This window comes from Paenibacillus sp. FSL H7-0737 (assembly GCF_000758545.1).
GTDB lineage: Bacteria > Bacillota > Bacilli > Paenibacillales > Paenibacillaceae > Paenibacillus_AQ.
The window spans coordinates 2603804-2623752 of sequence record NZ_CP009279.1; the positions used below are offsets into that span (position 1 = coordinate 2603804).

17 protein-coding genes and 2 pseudogenes are annotated in these 19949 nt (G+C 43.9%); 13 read left to right on the forward strand and 6 right to left on the reverse strand.

The window, feature by feature from the left end; translation table 11 throughout:
- Positions 1-48: 48 nt before the first annotated feature.
- Genes H70737_RS11055 through H70737_RS11065 form a run of 3 tightly spaced genes read right to left on the reverse strand, consistent with a single transcriptional unit; the run spans position 49 to position 3433 of the window.
- Positions 49-1959 carry a CotH kinase family protein gene (locus H70737_RS11055; RefSeq protein ID WP_042187191.1) on the reverse strand — a complete coding sequence of 637 codons (1911 nt, stop codon included), beginning with the start codon at positions 1957-1959 and terminating at the stop codon, positions 49-51.
- A 29-nt stretch (positions 1960-1988) separates the two neighbouring features.
- Entirely contained in the window at positions 1989-2696 is a 708-nt protein-coding gene (locus H70737_RS11060) for a DUF4956 domain-containing protein (protein WP_042193703.1), read from the reverse strand.
- A gap of 23 nt (positions 2697-2719) precedes the next feature.
- Positions 2720-3433: a polyphosphate polymerase domain-containing protein gene (locus tag H70737_RS11065; RefSeq protein ID WP_042187193.1), complete on the reverse strand. Its 714-nt coding sequence runs from the start codon at positions 3431-3433 to the stop codon at positions 2720-2722.
- 219 nt (positions 3434-3652) lie between these two features.
- Between H70737_RS11065 and H70737_RS11070 the strand changes: the two genes are divergently transcribed.
- The 3 genes and pseudogenes from H70737_RS11070 to H70737_RS31200 all read left to right on the forward strand — a co-directional run.
- A complete protein-coding gene (locus H70737_RS11070) occupies positions 3653-4894 on the forward strand; it encodes a purple acid phosphatase family protein (RefSeq protein WP_042187195.1) in 1242 nt (413 codons plus the stop codon).
- Positions 4895-5261: 367 nt separating this feature from the next.
- Positions 5262-8414: pseudogene (locus H70737_RS11075) on the forward strand (X2-like carbohydrate binding domain-containing protein); the annotation flags it as partial.
- Between the two features lie 33 nt (positions 8415-8447).
- Positions 8448-9170: pseudogene (locus tag H70737_RS31200) on the forward strand (X2-like carbohydrate binding domain-containing protein); the annotation flags it as partial.
- Positions 9171-9513: 343 nt separating this feature from the next.
- On the opposite strand, the gene H70737_RS11080 reads toward H70737_RS31200, so the two are convergent.
- On the reverse strand, positions 9514-10254 hold the full coding sequence (locus tag H70737_RS11080) for an SDR family NAD(P)-dependent oxidoreductase (RefSeq protein WP_042187197.1): 741 nt from the start codon (positions 10252-10254) through the stop codon (positions 9514-9516).
- Positions 10255-10385: 131 nt separating this feature from the next.
- Between H70737_RS11080 and H70737_RS11085 the strand changes: the two genes are divergently transcribed.
- The 3 genes from H70737_RS11085 to H70737_RS11095 are packed head-to-tail and all read left to right on the forward strand — an operon-like array spanning position 10386 to position 12375.
- The gene (locus H70737_RS11085) at positions 10386-11279 is read left to right on the forward strand and encodes a LysR family transcriptional regulator (protein WP_042187199.1); all 894 of its coding nucleotides are present in this window, start codon (positions 10386-10388) and stop codon (positions 11277-11279) included.
- A 49-nt stretch (positions 11280-11328) separates the two neighbouring features.
- The gene (locus H70737_RS11090; protein ID WP_042187201.1) at positions 11329-11628 is read left to right on the forward strand and encodes a hypothetical protein; all 300 of its coding nucleotides are present in this window, start codon (positions 11329-11331) and stop codon (positions 11626-11628) included.
- Between the two features lie 42 nt (positions 11629-11670).
- A complete protein-coding gene (locus H70737_RS11095; protein WP_042187203.1) occupies positions 11671-12375 on the forward strand; it encodes a hypothetical protein in 705 nt (234 codons plus the stop codon).
- 103 nt (positions 12376-12478) lie between these two features.
- On the opposite strand, the gene H70737_RS11100 is transcribed toward H70737_RS11095, so the two are convergent.
- On the reverse strand, positions 12479-13693 hold the full coding sequence (locus tag H70737_RS11100; protein WP_042193708.1) for an MFS transporter: 1215 nt from the start codon (positions 13691-13693) through the stop codon (positions 12479-12481).
- Positions 13694-13866: 173 nt separating this feature from the next.
- Here H70737_RS11100 and H70737_RS11105 point away from each other — a divergent pair, with 173 nt between their 5' ends.
- The 6 genes from H70737_RS11105 to H70737_RS11130 all read left to right on the forward strand — a co-directional run bounded on the left by H70737_RS11105 (position 13867) and on the right by H70737_RS11130 (position 17938).
- Positions 13867-14076, forward strand: coding sequence for a hypothetical protein (locus H70737_RS11105; protein ID WP_042187205.1), 210 nt, complete (start codon positions 13867-13869; stop codon positions 14074-14076).
- Entirely contained in the window at positions 14073-15035 is a 963-nt protein-coding gene (locus H70737_RS11110; RefSeq protein WP_042187207.1) for a phosphotransferase enzyme family protein, read from the forward strand. The genes H70737_RS11105 and H70737_RS11110 overlap by 4 nt, the downstream gene beginning before the upstream one ends.
- Positions 15036-15095: 60 nt before the next feature.
- Entirely contained in the window at positions 15096-15581 is a 486-nt protein-coding gene (locus H70737_RS11115) for a DUF3888 domain-containing protein (protein ID WP_081951092.1), read from the forward strand.
- A gap of 180 nt (positions 15582-15761) precedes the next feature.
- A complete protein-coding gene (locus tag H70737_RS11120) occupies positions 15762-16097 on the forward strand; it encodes a hypothetical protein (protein ID WP_231573432.1) in 336 nt (111 codons plus the stop codon).
- Complete coding sequence (gene dnaN / locus H70737_RS11125) at positions 16098-17246, forward strand: DNA polymerase III subunit beta (protein WP_042187209.1); 1149 nt, start codon at positions 16098-16100, stop codon at positions 17244-17246.
- Between the two features lie 71 nt (positions 17247-17317).
- Positions 17318-17938 carry a hypothetical protein gene (locus H70737_RS11130; protein ID WP_042187211.1) on the forward strand — a complete coding sequence of 207 codons (621 nt, stop codon included), beginning with the start codon at positions 17318-17320 and terminating at the stop codon, positions 17936-17938.
- Between the two features lie 107 nt (positions 17939-18045).
- Here the strand turns inward: H70737_RS11130 and H70737_RS11135 are convergent, their stop codons facing one another.
- On the reverse strand, positions 18046-18663 hold the full coding sequence (locus H70737_RS11135) for a nitroreductase family protein (protein ID WP_042187213.1): 618 nt from the start codon (positions 18661-18663) through the stop codon (positions 18046-18048).
- Between the two features lie 263 nt (positions 18664-18926).
- Here H70737_RS11135 and H70737_RS11140 point away from each other — a divergent pair, with 263 nt between their 5' ends.
- The gene (locus tag H70737_RS11140; protein ID WP_042193715.1) at positions 18927-19769 is read left to right on the forward strand and encodes a DUF2785 domain-containing protein; all 843 of its coding nucleotides are present in this window, start codon (positions 18927-18929) and stop codon (positions 19767-19769) included.
- Positions 19770-19949 lie beyond the last annotated feature (180 nt).

Here is a 19949-nt window from a genome sequence, read left to right on the forward strand (position 1 = left end):
GATGGGAGCTTCTTTTATGTTTTTTTGTTGTGGATTACTTTTACTTGTCTACAGCCGTTTCCGCTTATAGAAGGTCACAAAGACTGCAGTCAGCAGTAAGAGAAGTATCGCGACCCCAGTAGTGATGGCTTCACTCGTGCTGCCTTTTTGCTGCATAGCGCCAGCACCGCCGCCAAAGTTACCACCCATGCCACCAGGCATACCGCCACCCATTCCGCCACCGCCAGGGCCATTTCCACCTTCAGGGATAGCTGGTCCACCCATGGCACCCGGTGCACCGCCAGGCCCTCCAGTGAATCCACCTTGAGCGGCTTGCCCATCGGTATTGGTCTGCGCACCCTGAGCGGCTTGCCCGTCGGTTTTGGTTTGACCACCTTGAGCAGCTTGCCCACCAGCTGTTGCTTGCGTGTTACTGCCGGGACCCGCGCCGGCATCAGGGATAGCCGGTCCGCCCATGGCACCGGGCTCACCGCCTGCACCGCCCTGAAGAGCCTGCCCATCCGTGGCAGCTTGTCCGCTTTCGGCGTTCGGTGCAGCACCACCCGCGCTCTGATCCGCCCCCGCGTCAGTCTGCCCGTTACCCGAGCCGTTCGCGCCTTGTCCAGCACCAGCACCAGCGCCATTCCTAGTACCACCACCAAAGCCGCCGCCCATGCCACCACCCATACCGCTTCCCGATCCGTCACCGGAGGAAGGGATGGTTCCGTCGAGCTGCTGCTGGATATTTTTAGCCATGTTCGACATGAAGGTCTTAACAGACTTAATCCCTTCTTCATATTGCTCGAAGGTGTAGAAAGCAGAAGGATCTGCTTTGACATAGCTGGAAATCATCATGTCCAGCTGATCCATTCTAGTTTGGAACGTATCATCAGCTAGATAGCCATTAATCATTTCGCTGACGATCTCGTGATATTTCGCTTTGTATTCGTCGTTAGCAAGTAGCTTCGCAATCAGAGGACGTTCAGCCAGCGCGCCTTGTGTAGGCTCGTCAATCAGTACGTCTGCGCTGCCCATGCCGCCAAAAGCCATATTATAATCCCACGGCAGGATCGAGAAGACGCCTTCGTCTTCATATAAGTAATAATTTTGTTTATTACCACCTAAATAACTGTCCATATTTGCCGTGACCGCATTTAGAGCGATATACTTCAGCGATTCCTCTACGTCGATGTATTTTTCATAATCGGTGCCGTTATTAAGCTCATTCAGCATATCGATCAAAATATTATCGTTAGATTTATCCGACTTCATTACTAATCCGGTATAGAGGGAAGGGTCGTCACCAAGCCAAGTCAAGTCACTGCCCTGACCGGTCATTTCCCCTTTATAAAGTGCGCCGTAAGAGTTCCCGAAATTGCGTTCCAAATATGCGTCGCCGATCTGTTCCACCGCGAGGTAGAAGCCCTTCAGTTCATCGTTGACGTATACATTAACGAAGGAATATTTCGGCGTCGGGAGTCCGACACTCTCAGCGAGCTCATAGGTCAGAAATTCACGCATATAAGAAGCATCGCTGTAATTGTTATTTAGGTTGATCTTAGTGATGCCGAATAAGTTCTGGTTCACATATTCATCAAAAGAAATTTTAAAGCTGTACCGATCAGAGTCTGTCATCTGTACTACACTTCTGAGACTAAGATTTCCTTTGGTCCGCACGGCAACGTTATCGAATTTAACGCCGTTGTACTCAACCGATGCGGTTTTATATTCTTCTGCGCTGGCATTATCCAGCATATCCAGAAAATCATCCGGGTCCAAAGTGATTTTGACATCGACGACCTTATCTTTTGGAAAGACCTGCTCGTCTAGATTTTTCTCGTCGCTCGAGACTACCTTATCCTTAGAATCTGTTGCAGGTTCGTTTGTTGCCGATGGACTTGCGTTCTGGCACCCAGCTACAGCGATGACCAGCAGCAGGCAACAAAGACTCAGCAGGATAGATTTACCTCTTGCTTTCATCTGGGGCACCGCCTTTCATCTTATTATGTTTAGGATACATAGTCACCGCTGTAGCTGATCAGAAGTGCGTTTTTAACGCCCTTTAAGTCGGAAACAGTATTGACAAAGCCACCTACTTTATCATCCAGACGAAGCTCCAGTGTTAATTCGATATTGTTTGCAGATACTGTTTTTTGCTTCACGTTGTAGCGTTTCACGGATTTGGTGATATGGTTGTGGACTTCACGTTCACTCTCGTCGCTATCACAGTTAATGACTAGCAAGTATGGTGTTTCGATAGAAGAATGTTTTATGAAGAGGAACAGAATTAGACCTATGATGATTGAACCCACAATAGCCAAAGTGAAGAAGCCTGCGCCAGTTACAATCCCTGCTACTGCTGCCCAGAATAAGAAGATCAGATCTGTTGGATCTTTGATCGGCGTTCTGAAACGAACGATGGACAATGCGCCGACCATACCGAGGGACAGCACAAGATTAGAGTTGATGGCGATAATGACAGTGGCTGTAATCATGGTCATGCCCATTAGCGAGACGTTGAAGCTTTTGGAGTATAACACTCCGCTAAATACACGTTTATAGAGAAGGTAAATAAAGTAGCCAATCAGAAAAGCCACACCTAACGTGATTAGCATTTTCGAGATGCTTATATCGGAGACAAAGTTGTCTATCACCGAGTTTTTAATGATATCTGAAAAAGTATTTGTGGTTGTATCTGTTGTTGCGGTTGCTGCCATTGTTGCTAGTGATGCATTCATAATCAATAATCCTCCCAAGTGTTGGTTTTTAAGAATTTGCGGCAGATCACATATTTTGAAGCGGACTGTCTGTTCAGCCCCTCTAACTGCAGCGCAATCTTAATGTATTCCGGAATGTACTCATCGAATTTCACTTCAAAAATAATAAAGTTCTCATCAATCGCCCGAATCGGTTGCAAATCCTTATCAAAAATATCCGTCGAATGCAGACCGGTACGTAATTCTTTATCGAACGTGATCCGCACGTTGCCGTTGTGGCAAACATAGGGCTCGCGAACATAATCCACGATGACCTTCGGCCGAAGAAGGTTATGGCGCATCTGATTGTATAATTCCATGAACAGTGGACTGTCCGGGACATTCAGGACCTCATAGTTACCTGCCATGATCTCGTCGTACATTTGACGGGTCAGCGGCTCTTTAATTTTGGCGATATAATCGTCCATTTTGATTTTTTTCTCAAAGTGAATGATGTTGTCTTGAATGTTGTAGATACGAATACGATATTTGGCGCGTTCTCTGAGACCTCCGAGTTTGTCGGCAAGCGCCGAGTTGTTGATGTCGTCAAAATACAAACTGCGGATATGATATTCGCCACTCTCATTGGCATGCTGGTCTGTATCAATCAAACTCTGTAGTCGTTGGCGTAATACAAGGTATTGATGATAGTTAATGAAGAATTTTAGTTCATGCCGGAATTGAAGCTTGTTACTCATTTTCCCACCTCGTTTCTATCTCTATCTCTGTCGTTGGCTAACCTTCTTGCACAACTAATTCTAGGAGACAGACCTTATGCTTAACTTAAAATAGACTGAATGTTAGCTGAATGTTTTACACTGCGTTAACAAAAGTATAGATCTATAGATTTGACTTCTGACTTTCTGGAAGGCTATCTTAGTTAGAAGACTAGAGAGAAAAATGAAGGAGGAGCCGTGATGAAAGACTATAAATTCGCCATCATCCTAGGGATAGTAGTGATTGTTCTGATCTTGGTGGCTGTTGGGATGGAGTGGTCCAAATCCGGGAGCTCCAAGAAATCATCAGCCCCGTATGATCTTGTTACTACCTTTAAGGGAGATGCGGGAACGAGTCGTGCGTTTACTTGGTATACTAGCGATTCCAATGCCGCAGGAGTTCTGGAGTTAGTAAAGGGACAGATGTCCTCTTTTGTAGAATCGGATGTACTAAGGGTAGAAGCAAATAGTAGCGCCATCAAAACGGACCATGGTCCCAGAGGTGTTCACAAAGCGGAGGTTACAGGACTTGAACCTGGGACGTTATATTCTTACAGAGTGGGCAGCGGGCTTGAGGGAGGATGGAGTTCAGTTGCGGAATTTACCACGGAAGAGGTTGGACTAGATAGTGTTACGTTTATCAACGTCGCGGATTCTCAAGGGGAGAGGGCGGATGATTTTAAGCTGTGGGGGAAGACATTGAGCAAGGCCTTTCAGACCTTTCCAGAGGCCAAGTTTATTGTGCATAATGGTGACTTAACGGAGGACCCGGAGGATTCGGCGGGCTGGGATCAATTTTTTGGTAACGTGCAAGGCTTGCTTTCTGCGATACCCTTAATGCCTGTTACGGGAAATCATGATCAGGTTGATGACGATGCGACGGACTCTACTTCTCATTTCAACCTGCCAGATAACGGGGCAAAAGGTTCTATTGCGGGCACCTCGTATTCCTTCGATTACGGTCCTGTACATGTGTCTGTATTGAATACGGAGAGCAATTTGAAAAAGCAAGCTGAGTGGCTGAAGCAAGATTTGAAGAGCACGGATAAGGAATGGAAGATTGTTGCGATGCACCGTCCGGCATACGGGGGCAATTCATATAAGAAGGTTGAAGATTGGACGGATATTTTTGATGCATATGAGGTCGATCTGGTGCTGCAGGGGCATAATCATGAGTACTCCAGATCCTACCCTTTGCGGGCTGGAAAAATCGTTCCTGAAGGTGAGAATCCGGTAGGTGCTAAAAAAGGTACGGTATATGTGGTGACCAATGCATCTGGTGGGAAGTTTAATGAGAAAAAAGAAGATCAGTTCTATCATGCGGTGCATTTTCAAAACTACAAGCAAATGTTCGCGGGGATTAGTGTTACCAAGGATAGTTTGACTTATCAGGCTTATGATGTGGATGGTAAGATGCTGGATGAATTTGTGCTTACGCATTAACCAGTAGTAGCTTTCTTCACCGTTAGGGTGGAGAGGGCTTTTTTGGGATGTTTCTGGATTTTTGATTTGACACTCCTCTTAGGGGAGGTATTTATGCTTGTGAAATGTAATCTAAGGTGTGAAAATGGTACGATTTTTAGAGACAAACTTCATGAAAATACAACCATTTTCTATCGATTATGAAAAACATTACCATTATAATGAAAGCGTTATCAGAAAAATTTAAATAGTCGAATTTAGGGGGGAGGGAAGAAGCAGGGATACAGAGTAGGAGGAAAGCAAAAGCAAACCAATAAAATTGTAGGAGGCGTAAAACGTGATTCGTAATCGTATCCGAAAAACTGGATTGTTAATCCTGCTTGGCGCGATGATAGGCTCTTTATTCTCTGCATTCCCAGCTACTACTCATGCGGCCGCAAGTGAACCTTACAATTGGAAGAGTGTTGTAACGGGAGCAGGCGGTGGTTTTGTACCCGGAATTATTTTTAATCAGTCCGAACCCAATTTAATTTATGCCAGAACAGATATCGGGGGTGCCTATCGCTGGAATCAGGCTACCTCTAGTTGGACTTCGATTAGTGACTCCGTAGGCTGGGTCGATTGGAATAAGAATGGTGTAGATGCCCTTGCTACAGATCCTATTGATCCGAATAAAGTCTATATGGCAACGGGTACTTATACTAACTCCTGGGATAATAACGGTCAGATCATGCGCTCTAGTGACCGGGGAAACACCTGGCAAACCACTCCGCTGCCTTTTAAGGTAGGTGGCAATATGCCGGGCCGCTCTGCGGGTGAACGCCTCGTCATTGACCCGAATAAGAATAATATTTTATTCTTCGGAGCCAGAAGTGGCAATGGGCTCTGGAAAAGTACGGACTCCGGTGTTACTTGGTCGAAGGTAACCTCCTTTACGAATGTAGGAACATATATTCAGAATCCGACACTGGATTATGGAAATGATCTCGTTGGCTTATCCTGGATTACGTTCGATAAGAGCACAGGAACACTTGGCAATGCGACTCAAACGATATATGTAGGGGTTGCCGATACAGCAAGCAGCGTATATCGAAGTACAGATGGAGGCGTAACATGGACAGCTCTGGCAGGACAACCTTCAGGCTACTTGCCACATCATGGCGTGCTTTCATCTACAGGCGATCTGTATATTACTTATAGCAATGGTGTAGGTCCTTATGACGGAAGTAAAGGTGAGGTTTGGAAATACAATAAAACAAGCGGTGCATGGACGAACATCAGTCCTTCAACCGGAACGGATAATTGGTATGGCTTCGGTGGTTTAGCTGTGGATGCACAGAATCCTAACACAGTTATGGTATCCAGTTTAAACGCTTGGTGGCCTGATGAAGTGATTTTCCGCAGTACTAACGGTGGTGCAACATGGAGCCGAATTTGGGACTGGGGCAATTATCCAGAACGAACTTATAAGTTCAGTATGGATATCACAGCAGCACCTTGGCTCGATCACGGAACGACTTCGACCTCTCTTGATCCTTCACCAAAACTGGGCTGGATGATGGGCGATCTGGAAATTGATCCTTTCAACTCTAACCGGATGATGTATGGTACGGGGGCCACCATTTATGGCTCGAACAATTTGACCTCATGGGATACCGGAGGCAAGGTGAATATCTCGGTTATGGCCAAGGGTGTGGAGGAAACGGCTGTGCTCGGACTGATAAGCCCGCCAACGGGAACCTCCCATTTGATCACTGCACTTGGTGACGTTTCTGGTTTCCGTCATGAGGATTTGTCGGTAGCTCCAACTAAATTCCAGACCAGTCCTTCATGGGCAACAACAATGAGTATCGATTATGCAGAGTTGAGTCCATCTTATATGGTACGGGTAGGCAGTGCAGATAAAGAGAAGACACCAAGTATGAAATCCATTGGTATCTCTAACGATGGTGGTGTGAACTGGTACATGCCAAATTCCGAACCGTCAAATGGCACCAAAACAACAGTAGGGCATGGACAAGTAGCTGTGTCTGCAAGTGGGAACTCTATTTTGTGGAGCACCTCGGATATTGGTGTGTACTACTCCAAAACAACAGGTAACTCTTGGACAGCAAGCGCCGGATTACCTGCAGGAGCAAAAGTAGCATCTGACCGAGTGAATGCTAACAAATTTTATGGTTTTTTTGCTGGGGTCTTCTATGTTAGTGTGGATGGCGGAGCTACATTTACTGCCACTTCAGCTTCAGGTTTCCCAACCAATAATGTAGCTGGATTACAGCCGAATGAAGCTCAGATCAGCATGAAAGCAGTACCAGGTATTGAAGGTGACATCTGGTTTGCAGGAGGAAATACGACTGAGAATAAGTATGGTTTGTGGCACTCCACGAACTCTGGTGCGAGCTTCACGAAGTTAACCAACGTACAAGAAGCTGATCTCATTGGTTATGGAAAGGCTGCGCCGGGTCAAACTTACATGGCACTATACACGGTAGCGAAGATTGATGGCGTGCGGGGTGTCTTCCGTTCCGATGATGTTGGCGCAACTTGGGTTCGTATTAATGACGATGCCCACCAATACGCCAAGATTAATATGGCGATTACTGGTGACCCAAGAATTTACGGACGTGTATATCTCGGAACGAATGGCCGAGGCACATTGTATGCTGATCCTGTCAATCTACCAGCTACAGGCTCAACCATTACTCCAACAACTGCAAGCTTTGATAAGAAAACAGCGAATCAGGCCGACGTAGCAGTAACTATGACGTTGAACGGAAACACGCTCAGCACGATCAAGAACGGAACGGCGACATTGGTTACTGGTACAGATTACACGGTCAGTGGATCTACTGTGACCATTAAAAAAGCGTATCTAGCGACGCAAGCGGTAGGGACGACCACGCTGACGTTCAGCTTTAGCGCAGGAGCGACGCAATCCTTAGCGGTTGCGGTGACGGATACGACAACACCAGTAAGTAACTCCACGATAACACCAACAACCGCAAGCTTTGATAAGAAAACAGCGAATCAGGCCGACGTAGCAGTAACTATGACGTTGAACGGAAACACGCTCAGCACGATCAAGAACGGAACGGCGACATTGGTTACTGGTACAGATTACACGGTCAGTGGATCTACTGTGACCATTAAAAAAGCGTATCTAGCGACGCAAGCGGTAGGGACGACCACGCTGACGTTCAGCTTTAGCGCAGGAGCGACGCAATCCTTAGCGGTTGCGGTGACGGATACGACAACACCAGTAAGTAACTCCACGATAACACCAACAACCGCAAGCTTTGATAAGAAAACAGCGAATCAGGCCGACGTCGCAGTAACCATGACGCTGAATGGAAACACGCTCAGCACGATCAAAAACGGAACAGCCACATTGGTTACTGGTACAGATTATACGGTCAGTGGATCTACTGTGACCATTAAAAAAACGTATCTAGCGACGCAAGCGGTAGGAACGACCACGCTGACGTTTAGCTTTAGCGCAGGGGCTAATCAATCATTGGCGGTTGCGGTGACGGATACGACAACACCAGTAAGTAACTCCACGATAACACCAACAACTGCAAGCTTTGATAAGAAAACAGCGAATCAGGCCGACGTAGCAGTAACGCTGACACTGAATGGAAACACGCTCAGCACAATCAAGAACGGAACAGCCACCCTCGTAGCAAGCACAGATTATACAGTGAGTGGTTCTACAGTAACGATCAAGAAAGAGTATCTGGCAACCCAAGCGTTGGGAAGCACTACGCTTACCTTTGAGTTTAGTGCAGGAACCACACAATCCTTGGTTGTCACGATTGCGGATACGACAGTAGCTCCTACTGCAGCATTGAAAGTACAGATGTATAATAGTTCATTGTCTGCTTCCGGAAATACGTTGAATCCAAAGTTTAAGCTGGTGAATACGAGCACAAGTGCTGTGACACTCTCTGATGTGAAAGTGAGATATTATTACACTATTGATGGTGAGAAGGCACAAAGCTTCTTCTGCGACTGGTCACAGGTGGGAAGCGCGTATGTAACAGGAACATTTGTAAAATTGCCAACAGCTAAAGCAAATGCGGATTATTATCTGGAGGTTGGTTTCTCAAGTGCAGCAGGTTCACTTGCGGCGGGTGCGAGTATCGACATTCAGGTGCGTGTGTCTAAAGAGGATTGGACGAATTACACTCAAACCGGAGATTTTTCTTTTAATGCGGTGGATACTAATTATGTGGACTGGAGCAAAACACCAGCATACGTGTCAGGAAACTTGATTTGGGGTAGTGAACCTAACTAAAGAAATCACCAATATTTATGCAATAGAGGCTGTCCTAGAAGTAGAAAATTCTACTTTTGGGACAGCTTCTATCTTTATAAAATAGACCAAACGACGATCGTGTGAGCTAGAGAGGAATTAGGGAATAACTCCCTGAAAATAGCCGATTTTATCCTTAAATGAACGAAAACAGGGAATTCCTCCCTAAAAATCAGGGGAATTTCTTTATTTTCCAGCAAATCAGCTAAATTATAGGGAGGTTTTCCGTAATTACTATTTGGATGAGTAGATATATCAGAATTATAGGGAGAAATTCCCTAATTATTCTATCGGCGCTTCAATTGATATGCCATTTGTTTAGTTGTTACAACGTTTGTCCACTATCTACCGTAATGATCTGTCCGGTCATTGCTTCCTGTTCGAGTGTCGCGCAGACGAATTGAGCGATATCCTCAGTGGATGATAGACGCTGGAGCAGCAGATTAGGTGCTAATTTATGCATCTGTTCTTCTCGACCAGACCACCATCTAGTAGCAACAGCTCCCGGTGCGACACAGTTCACTCTAATAGTTGGAGCTAGCGCATGGGCTAGAGATTTCGTGAGGCCATGAACAGCAGCTTTGGAGACCGCATAAGGAAGGGAAGAGCCTAAGCCAGTTTGTCCGGCGATGCTGCCGAGATTGACGATGGTGCCTGAACCGCTCATGTTCATATATGGTGCAACTGCTCTGGCGCAGAAAAACATTCCTTTCACATTTACATCATAGAGTTCATCCCAGACTTCCTCCGTTGCTTTTTCCAGATCACCCAGCGCAATATGTTTAGTAATACTGGCGTTATTCACCAGCAGATCTAACGTCCCAAAATGCTGAATAATCGAATGGACCATACTTCGCACTTCCTGATCCTTAGAAACATCGGCTTGTACTGCTATCGCTTGTCCACCTTGATTCATAATCGTATTCACGGTTTCATTAGCTTCCGCCTCGGATCTAGAATAGTTCACTGCAACAAGGGCTCCGCGTCGGGCTAATTCTAGACTTACAGCTCTGCCAATTCCAGTTCCTCCACCAGTTACTAAGGCTACTTTATTGTTAAGATCCATCCTTATTCACTCCTTTGGTTGGCGTATGTTGTTGATATAGAGTATTCTATAGTGATTATTGGATTTCGTATAATTGAATTAATTGAAGGTTTGGTTCAATTTATTTGAATTAAGTAGTGGAGGGCTCAGGAATGGATCTAAAAACAATAAAAACCTTTCAAACCATTGTGAGTTCAGGAAGCTTTAACCGTGCAGCAGAGGAATTGAATTATGCCCAATCCACGGTCACGATGCAAATGCAGAGGCTTGAATCCGACTTAGGATGTCAACTGCTTGAGCGGGGAAAACAAATCAGCTTAAGTGAAGCTGGCAGATTGTTTTATGAAGAGAGCTTACATATTGTTAAGGATATGGAGCGGTTGCAGAGCCGTTTGGTCGATTTGAAGATAGGTGAGGCGGGCAACCTCCGCATAGGGGTAACGGATCCGACGGCGAGCTATCGTTTGCCGCAGCTGTTAAGCAGCTTTATGACGCAGTTTCCGAAAGTGAAAGTCTCCGTGGAGATCGCGGGAACCGTTGCACTCAGTGAACTGCTTTTGCGAGGCGAAATTGATATGGCTGTATGTTCAGCGCCAGAGCTGGGTAAGGAGCTTTATTTTGAACCCTTATTTACGGAGGAATTTGTGTTACTTATGCCAGAAGAGCATCCGCTAGCTTACAAGGAGAATATCACGCCAGAGGATTTACAGGATCATAGGTTACTTATTACGGCAGCAAACTGTCCTTATCGCAAAAAATTAGAAAGTGTGCTACAGGAATCAGGTGGTGCACCGTTCGATACTATGGAGATTGGAAGCATGTCGGCTCTAAAATATTTTGTGGAAAGTGGCTTAGGCGTCGCTCTTGTCCCTGAGATAGTCTTGAATCCGGCCCCTGCAGGAACGGTAGTGCGAAAACTGGAGGGAAAGGTTATCGATATGACCTGCGGTATCCTATGTAAACTTTCGGATTATCCCTTGAAGCTGGCGAGCTCCAGATTGTATCATTTTTTAAAGCAGGAGCTATCCGCGACAAGGATATTTTGAATTTTAAACGAATTGTATGTATTAGGAAAAAAAGAGAGGGCGGTGCTTGATGTTTTTAAGGAGAAAATTCAGTTTCTGGTTTTCGATTATTAGTATCATCATCTGTCTGGGTGATTATTTGGGGATTGAGATCGCAAACATCATTCTTGTACGACTTAATCCAATTATAGATACGCTGATTTTCATGAAGCCCTTTGCAAACTGGATGGTTGATGTTAATAATACGGAATGGGCTGCAAGCAGTATATTAATCAGCGTCAGATTTCCCACGTATGTAATTCATTTTGGGTCGTTCCTGATTCTAGGACTTCTTATAGATTATCTTATACATATATTTAAACAGAAGTAAAAAGCGAGCAGTATTAGCCGAGATGAGGAAAGGTGAGATGAGATGAGCGGAGTAGAGGGAAAGCTTGAGTTGGAGAGGATTGTTTTTATAGGAAGGACCTTTGAGGAATATTTACAGATGTTCAAATTGAAAGAAGCGGATCTTGTAGGCAGGCGGATTTTGGATTGTCCTGCAGGTGCCTGCTCTTTTACAGCGATATCGAATCAGTTAGGGAGTGACGTGACTGCTGCGGATATCGCTTATTATTACTCTGCGGATGAGCTTGAAGATAAAGGTGTTCAAGATATTGAGCATGCTATGTCTGAACTGGTTAAGGTACAGGGCAATTTTGTATGGGACTACTTCAAGTCTATAGAGGATTTGACACAAGCGAGGAGTAGGGCTTTAAACGATAACATCAGGGATCAGAGACAAACCCCGGCGCGATATGTTCCTGTGATTTTACCTAATCTGCCGTTCAATGATGAGGATTTTGATCTGACATTGTCTGCGCATTTCCTATTTATGTATAGTGATCGGCTGGATTATGATTTTCATCTAAGGACTGTTAATGAACTTATGCGGGTGACTAGAGGAGAGTTTCGTATTTTCCCTTTAGTTGATCTGTCTTGCAAAAGATATGAGCATCTAGATCGCCTTATAGATGAGATGGTTCAACAAGGTTTCGCTGTGGAGGAAATGGAGGTTCCTTATGAATTTCAAAAAGGGGCAAATCAGATGCTGAGCATTAGAAGAATGAAGCCATAAGATAGTAGATAGCTATAGTTTGTAAAATGAAACACGAGGGCGTCCCTAAGCCATTTTCATCGCTTTGGAGACACCCTCGTTTTTTAATATAAGCCTATAAAAATTACGCCACTTTCTCTTTACGTTCTGCTACATAACAAGCAATCCCCAGTACCAGACCGAGTCCTACCAGAACGGCACCGACCCATGGCAGCGAAGTAATCGCAAGATGAGAAATGACCCATCCGCCGATGAAGGCACCTGTTGCGTTTCCGAGATTACCTGCAGAATGACTGGTTGTAGAAGCGAGGGCAGGAGCGGCCTGAGCCAGACTCATGATCCGTATTTGTAGTCCTGGCATGACCGCAAAGGATACCAAACCCCAGAAGAATATTGTGATGACCGCGGCTACTGGACTATGCATTGTGAAGGAAAATATCGTAAGAATGACACTAACCGCGAAATAAAGTCCCACGATAGAAGGCATCAGCTTCCAATCTGCAAGCTTCCCGCCAACGATATTCCCGATGGTTACACCACAGCCGAAGAGAACTAGAATCCATGTCACACTATGCTCGGCAAAGCCGGTAACTTCCATTAGCAGTGGCGCTATATAAGTGAACACCGTGAACAAGCTGGCGTTACCAAGCGCACCGATCAGTAAGAATAGAAGCAGTTTAGGATTAGCTAGCGCAGAAATTTGCTGGATTACACTAGCAGGTTTGTCTTGTTTAATCTTTGGAATGAAAATAAGAATGCCGATTAGTGCAGCGACGCCCATGACTGCTATCGCAGCAAATGAGGCGCGCCAGCCCATGTTTTGCCCAATAAATGTTCCTAAAGGAACACCGATGATATTAGCAATCGTTAGACCAGCCATCATAATGGATACGGCTCCGGCCCGCCTATTGGGCTTGACCAGATTAGAAGCGATCACTGCACCAACGCCAAAGAAAGTCCCGTGTGTTAAAGCTGTGATGATACGAGCAACCATAAGAACGGTATAGTTTGGAGCAAATACAGAGATTCCGTTGCCTAGAATAAATAATACCATGAGCAGGCATAACAGTTTCTTTTGCGGAATTCGTTGTGTAAGGATGGTTAGAATAGGAGCACCGACGGCTACCCCAAGGGCATACATCGTGATGAGCTGACCTGCAGTAGAAATACTAACCTGTAAATCTTTGGCGACATTTGGTAAAATACCCATGATGACAAATTCAGTCATTCCAATGGCAAAAGCGCCTACCGTAAGCGAAAGAATAGAGATGGGGAAAGGTTCTTTGCGTGTTTTTTCCACACGGGCTGGTTCCTTGTTGAGGTTTGGAATTGCGTTCATGGTGCCGATGTTCAACCTTTCTTCTGTCTGTAATGAAGCTCCACCCTTATTAAGATGATAGATCCGACAAGTAGTACTGCTTTATATTATTTAGTTTTCTGAAATTATTTTCAAGAGAAATATTTATTTCAGATATTTTCATTTTTTATAATCATAGAAGGGATGAATTATTCATGATGGATGAAGGTGTAGTCCAAGTGCTCGAATTACCGGAGATGAAGCTAATAGGCTTGAGTATTACTTCTTCCTTTGTAGGGCACGAGACGGAAAGAGTAGAAGCGATGAAGCGAGAGCAGTATGTTCATGCACTGGCTATTGAAGTCTATCAGTTTGCTAATCCTACGTGGCCTGATGAGGTTGATGTGTACATTCCATTGCGATGAGAAATAATTATAAGCAAGCAGCTTTAATGGCGCTCCGGCACTTTGACCTCGATTGGACACAGATTCGTTTTATCCAACGATCGGACACCTGCACTTTTGTAATAGAGACTAATAAAGAGGGGACTTTTTTGCTGCGTCTTCACTCGGGGAGATCTAAAGAAGAAATTAACTCCGAAATCGCTTGGCTGGAGCTTTTGAAGAGCAAAATCGATGTCCCTCTGCCGAAAGGCGTTCATGATCGAACGGGTTCTGTTACGTTCAAAGTGGAGCAAGGTAATGAGGATGGTATATATGCATCGTTAATGCGCTGGGTTGAAGGCGAACATGCGAACGAAAGACTTACCGAAGATCAAATTTACAAAGAAGGCGTTCTATTAGCCAAGCTGCATAAAGCGGCACAGCAGCTTGAGTTACCTCCAGGCTTTAATCGTCCTGTGTGGGATGAACATAGCTTTAGAAAAGCAATGCTCCGATTAAAGCTGCACTACCATAGTTTTCTTTCGGATGATGAGTTCGTGCTGTATCAGTCTGCGGCTGAGAAATTATACGGCTGGTTAAGCAAGCAGCATAAAAATAAGAACAGAAGGACTTATGGGGTTATCCATGGTGATTTACATCAAGGGAACATCATATTTAAAGAGGGTGAACCTCGACCGATTGATTTCGGAAGATGTGGCTGGGGATATTATCTTTATGATGTGGCACATACCATTCTAGGGTTGTATCCTTTACAAAGAGAACTGGTCATTAAGGGTTACGAAAGTGTGGCCAAGCTTGATGGGGAGTGGTTTCAGACTTTAGAGAATTTTACGGTCATGGTTATGATCGAAAATTATTGCCATCACGCACCCGACCCTAGAGAAACCGAGGGACTGAAAGCAGAACAGCCTTATGCGCAAGCGATTCTAAGGAATTATCTTAGGGGAGATCCCTTTCTTTTTAACACAATTGAGATTTAGCGTATAAAAATAGGGCCTCATTGGGGAATTTATAAAAAGTTCCCTAAGGAGGCTATTTTGATGAAAAAAAGCTGGATTGCTCCTCTTCTTATCGCAGGTATGTTCTTGCTGGGGCAACAACCTTGCTCCGCTAATGGCTTAGTTCAACCGCAATCTGAGGCTCCGCTTAGATCTGAATCGGAACCGAAGCTTCCAGATCAGGATTCCCGCGAGCTCATGTACAAAGACACACTAATGCTCTTCCTTTTACCCCATATTGAGAAAAAAATGGCTGAGATTTATGCGCCACTTCTGACGGTAACTCCTACAGTGTATCCTTATTTAGTAGATGTTACAGATATAAAGCGAGTGAATGGATTTCGTCGGTTTGATTTCTTAATTACACTCAATATACACCCTACAGTGGGTCCACATCTTTCCGTTGGAGAGGACACTATGACTTTTAGAATCACTCCTGGTCCTAAGGTGAAGTTAGAATCATTCAAGCATTTGAGAGACCCACGAAAGTCTGACCTTACACCAAATTACCAGAATATCTTGAGATAGTGTGGTATTTAACTCTTACAATCACAATTTCGAACGCTTACCCAGCTAACCACACACTCCGATCTATGGGGTGTTTTTTTTTGTGTCTAGAATGGTGGTGGATTATTGGCATGTATGGTATTATGAAAATAGTGGATTTATTGATTTTAGTTACTAAATTCAAATTATGAGGTGTGAGGATTGAGTGATCATAAATTCGAAGACGAACACAGAGATGAAATTTTAAGTGAATTCAATTCTAAAATCACAAGCGATATCACAAGCAGCTCTAAGGATAAAGTTAAGGTAGGCGTAGCTACTAAAGATGGGCAGTTAGGGTTTCTTTTTACGAGGGGAGGTCTTCGGGAAGGGGCTGGCAGAAAAAGCACCGGTATAACTAAAAAGGTATCTTTGACGTTACCAGAAAACATCTGGCAGGAGATAGAGCAGGCCTGTGAGGAACAGAACGTATCTCGCTCCCAGGTATTTCGGAACATTATTGAGGCACATTTTGCAAAGGAATCTAAGGAGAGTTAGGTGAGGTCTTTGCTAATCCATGTGTCAAAAGATTCTCTTAGCACTGCACTACAAGCAGCCTTAAAAGCTATATCCGCGAATAGTTCCTCCCGTGTTCTTTCCGCAATACATATTCAGGCGCAAGCGGAGGGTCTGACTTTAACAGCCAGCAATATAAGAATGACCATTGAATATAAGCTTCCTGTGAAGATGGATTCGATGATTGTACACAAACCAGGTGAGATCGTAGTGCCCGCTCGTTATTTTTATGAGATCATCCGCAAGCTTGACCCTGAATTAATTAGGCTGGAAATCGCAGAGACATTGATTCTAAATATCCAATCGGGCAATATTCAGTTTCGTTTATGCGGGATGGACACTGCAGAATTTCCGAGAATCCATTACGTGGATCATCCAAACACCCAAAAGATACGCATGAAGAACACACTTTTGAAGCAAATATTTAAACATGTGGTTTTTGCGGTCTCTTCCTTGGAGACTAGACCTGTGCTCACAGGTGTTTCACTTCAAATAGATAATCAAAACATTCGCGTAGTCGCGACTGATGGCATCCGCCTCGCTCAGCATGTTGTTGAAACCGTAGAAGATTACGGAGCAAGTCCTTTAAATGTCATTATACCGGGCAGCACCCTTGAGGATCTTTTAAAAATAATAAACGATGATGAGGGCAGCAGCATCCAAATCGAGATAGGTCAGAAACAAATCAGATTTATTTCTGATGGCTTGAGGGTTCAGTCTGCGCTACTTGAGGGCACTTATCCCTATGTCGATAATTTAATTCCACAGGTATATATATCCGAAATGATCGTTAAGACAGAGCGTTTGTTGCGTGTGGTTGAACGTATTGCTATATTGGCTGGTGAAAGTGTAACGCTCGGTGTATATCCCTCCGGTATACTTCATTTAATATCCAGGACCGCCGACGTGGGTGAGGCAAAAGAGGAGATTCCATTGGAGTATCTAGAAGGTGAATATTTTCGAGTAGCTTTTAACGGAAAATATTTCAGAGACATCCTTCGGGCGATCGATAGTGATACGCTTAGAATAAGGTTTGCTGGAAAAGAAAGACCACTGGTGATACAGCCTGTAGACATGACTTCGTCCACACTTTTTTTAATTACACCAATGAGGACGCAGGATGGAGGATAGGCATATGAGCTTGCTAAGAAGAGTTCTCTTTGCTGAAAAAATATTATATTAATTACTTGGAGGAATGATCTATGAATCTGTTTCAGATGGGATCAAAGCCGCTTGGGACCGAACGAATCACAGCATTTTTAGAGGATAATTATGTGAGTATCGGATATCCCGGAATAGGGGATTTGGAGAACATCAGTAAAGTGGAGCTCCGTGATCGGATGATTCATGCATACCAATACAGTGAGTTGGAGCTTACAGAACATATACAAGCCATTCAACTCTTTGTACATACGATGCAGGATGGCGATTATGTGCTGGTGTGTGATGGCGATTGGGTACATCTAGGAGATCTTGGCGATTATTTTTACAATGAATTATTTGACGCGCCAGACATCGGTACATGCCATCGACGTGGTGTAACTTGGCTGAAAAGTCTTCCTATAACCGATCTAAACGCAGGGATAAAAGAGTTTCTTAGCGATAGTGGAGTGGTCAAACAGTATAAGGGGCCGATGCCTAGTGCTCGTGTGGATCTGTGGATTACAGGTTCTTCTGATTCAGAGCAAGCGGTGAGTAATCGAATGCATGTGGATGAAGAGACATTATCAATGGCGCTCGATATTTTGAAGGAAGCTCTTGTTAGTGAGAACGCCGAACGACGGGAACGAGCAGCAATTGCAATTCTTCAGTATGCTAAGTAGTGAAGAAAGATTTAAGCTCCACATCCTTAGTAAAAAAGCGTTCCATCCGAACTTCAAATATCGGATGAAACGCTTTTGTTATATCTATCGATATCTACCAATAACCCTCAGATAAATTCAACGAATTCATTGACCGGTTTACGATAGCCACGTGGTCTGATTTTATGTTTCTTGTCTTTGCCGATAGTGATCAGCATAACAGGTACCATATGATCGGGTAGATTTAAAGTGGATTGAATTGCTTCCGGATCAAAGCCGATCATCGGGCAGGTATCCCAGCCTTTATCTTTGGCAATCAGCATGAAGTGCATGGCAGAGAGTGAAGCATTCCGAATAGCCTCATCTCTTTGGAAAGCATCATTTCCTTTGTATGCATTGTTAATCGTTTCTATCTCTGCATCATAATCCTCTTGACTCATAGCCCCTAAAGCTTTAAGTCCTCCGAAGATTTCTGGGGCTTTCAGATAAGCATTCTTATCCCCGAGTACCACTATTACCGCTGAGGCGGAGTGGATTTTATATTGACCGTAAGCCGCTTTACGAATCTCATCTTTTAAATTCTCATCAGAAACCACTTTATAATTGGCATGTTGAAGATTATATGCAGATGGAGCCAATCTGGCGTAAGAGAACATTTCCTCTAGTTCATTCTGAGGGATCTTCACCCCTTCAACAAAATTCATAGCAGACCTGCGGGATTCAATCAAATCTGTAAAAGCGCTCATGAGTTATTCCTCCATATGTTATGTATTTGCTTGTTAATTATAAATAAGTGATATTTATAAATGAACTAACTATTAGTTACTAACTCAAAATAGCACAGTTAATTATATTCGTCAATGATTAAATTCACTTCATTTACATTCAGCTCTCTAAGTACTTTGGAATGTCGAAGAATAATTACTATGTTGTAAAATATTGGGATGTAAATTAGGATATTAGGATACGAAAAATTTAAATTGCTTTTATTAATGAAAGGGTGGGAATGTTGAACGATACTAGAGAGCAGTTGATAATTGACTTGCAAAGAATTGAAGAGAACGATTACGAGCTTAGAAGTGGGGAGCAATTAAGGGATTATGTGAAATTGATGCTTGAGTACATAGGAGATCCACAGCCGAAGCTACGAGATGACTTGATCTATTCCACCTTCTACAAATGGGTTAACGAGAAACAATGGTTTAGTGATGCGGAGCTTCGTGAACTACTTTTGATTCTCCTTGACGAGCAGCATTTGTTCTATCACATTGGCAGCAAAGAAGATCAGGCTGTGTTCACAAGAACGTTTTCGGTACTGATCGTTGCGCTGATTCTTCAGCGGCACAGGGAACAGGCTTTTTTAGCTAGCGCAGAGTTTACAAATGTGAAGGAAGCGCTGATTAGATATTATGAGGAAGAACAGGATTTACGAGGATTTATGCCTGAAGAAGGCTGGGCTCATGCTGCAGCCCATGGCGCAGATGCCTTGGATGAACTGGTACTCTGCTCGGAGAGTGATGCTGCAATAAGAGAAGAGGTTTTGGCAGTCATCCAAAGGATGCTTTACAACGATCAGCACATATTTAGCGACGAAGAAGATGAACGGATCGCTACGATTGTAGCTACAATGATAGATCATCATTTACTTCCACAACAATCTATTGTCGACTGGATTCGCAACTTGGAGCAATGTGGGGGGTGGCCGAGAAGCCGTGGCCAGTACGTTGCTCGTGTGAACACCAAAAATTTCGTTCGTTCTCTGTATTTTAGATTGCTACCATTAAAGAACAATCCGGCAATGGTCGAGGTTTTATTGAAAGCGGAGATGAATTTGAATAAATTTACACAATAAGCATTTAATCATCTATGCATGTATAAAAAATATCGAAAATTATGACTAATTTATTTTAATGTAATAAAAATCACAAAACTTTAGAAAAAATCAAAAACTTTGTGACATTTATAACTTGATAAGTGCTATAATAGAAATATGGCGTTATAAGTTTTTATTTTTTTATTACTATTAAGCAGC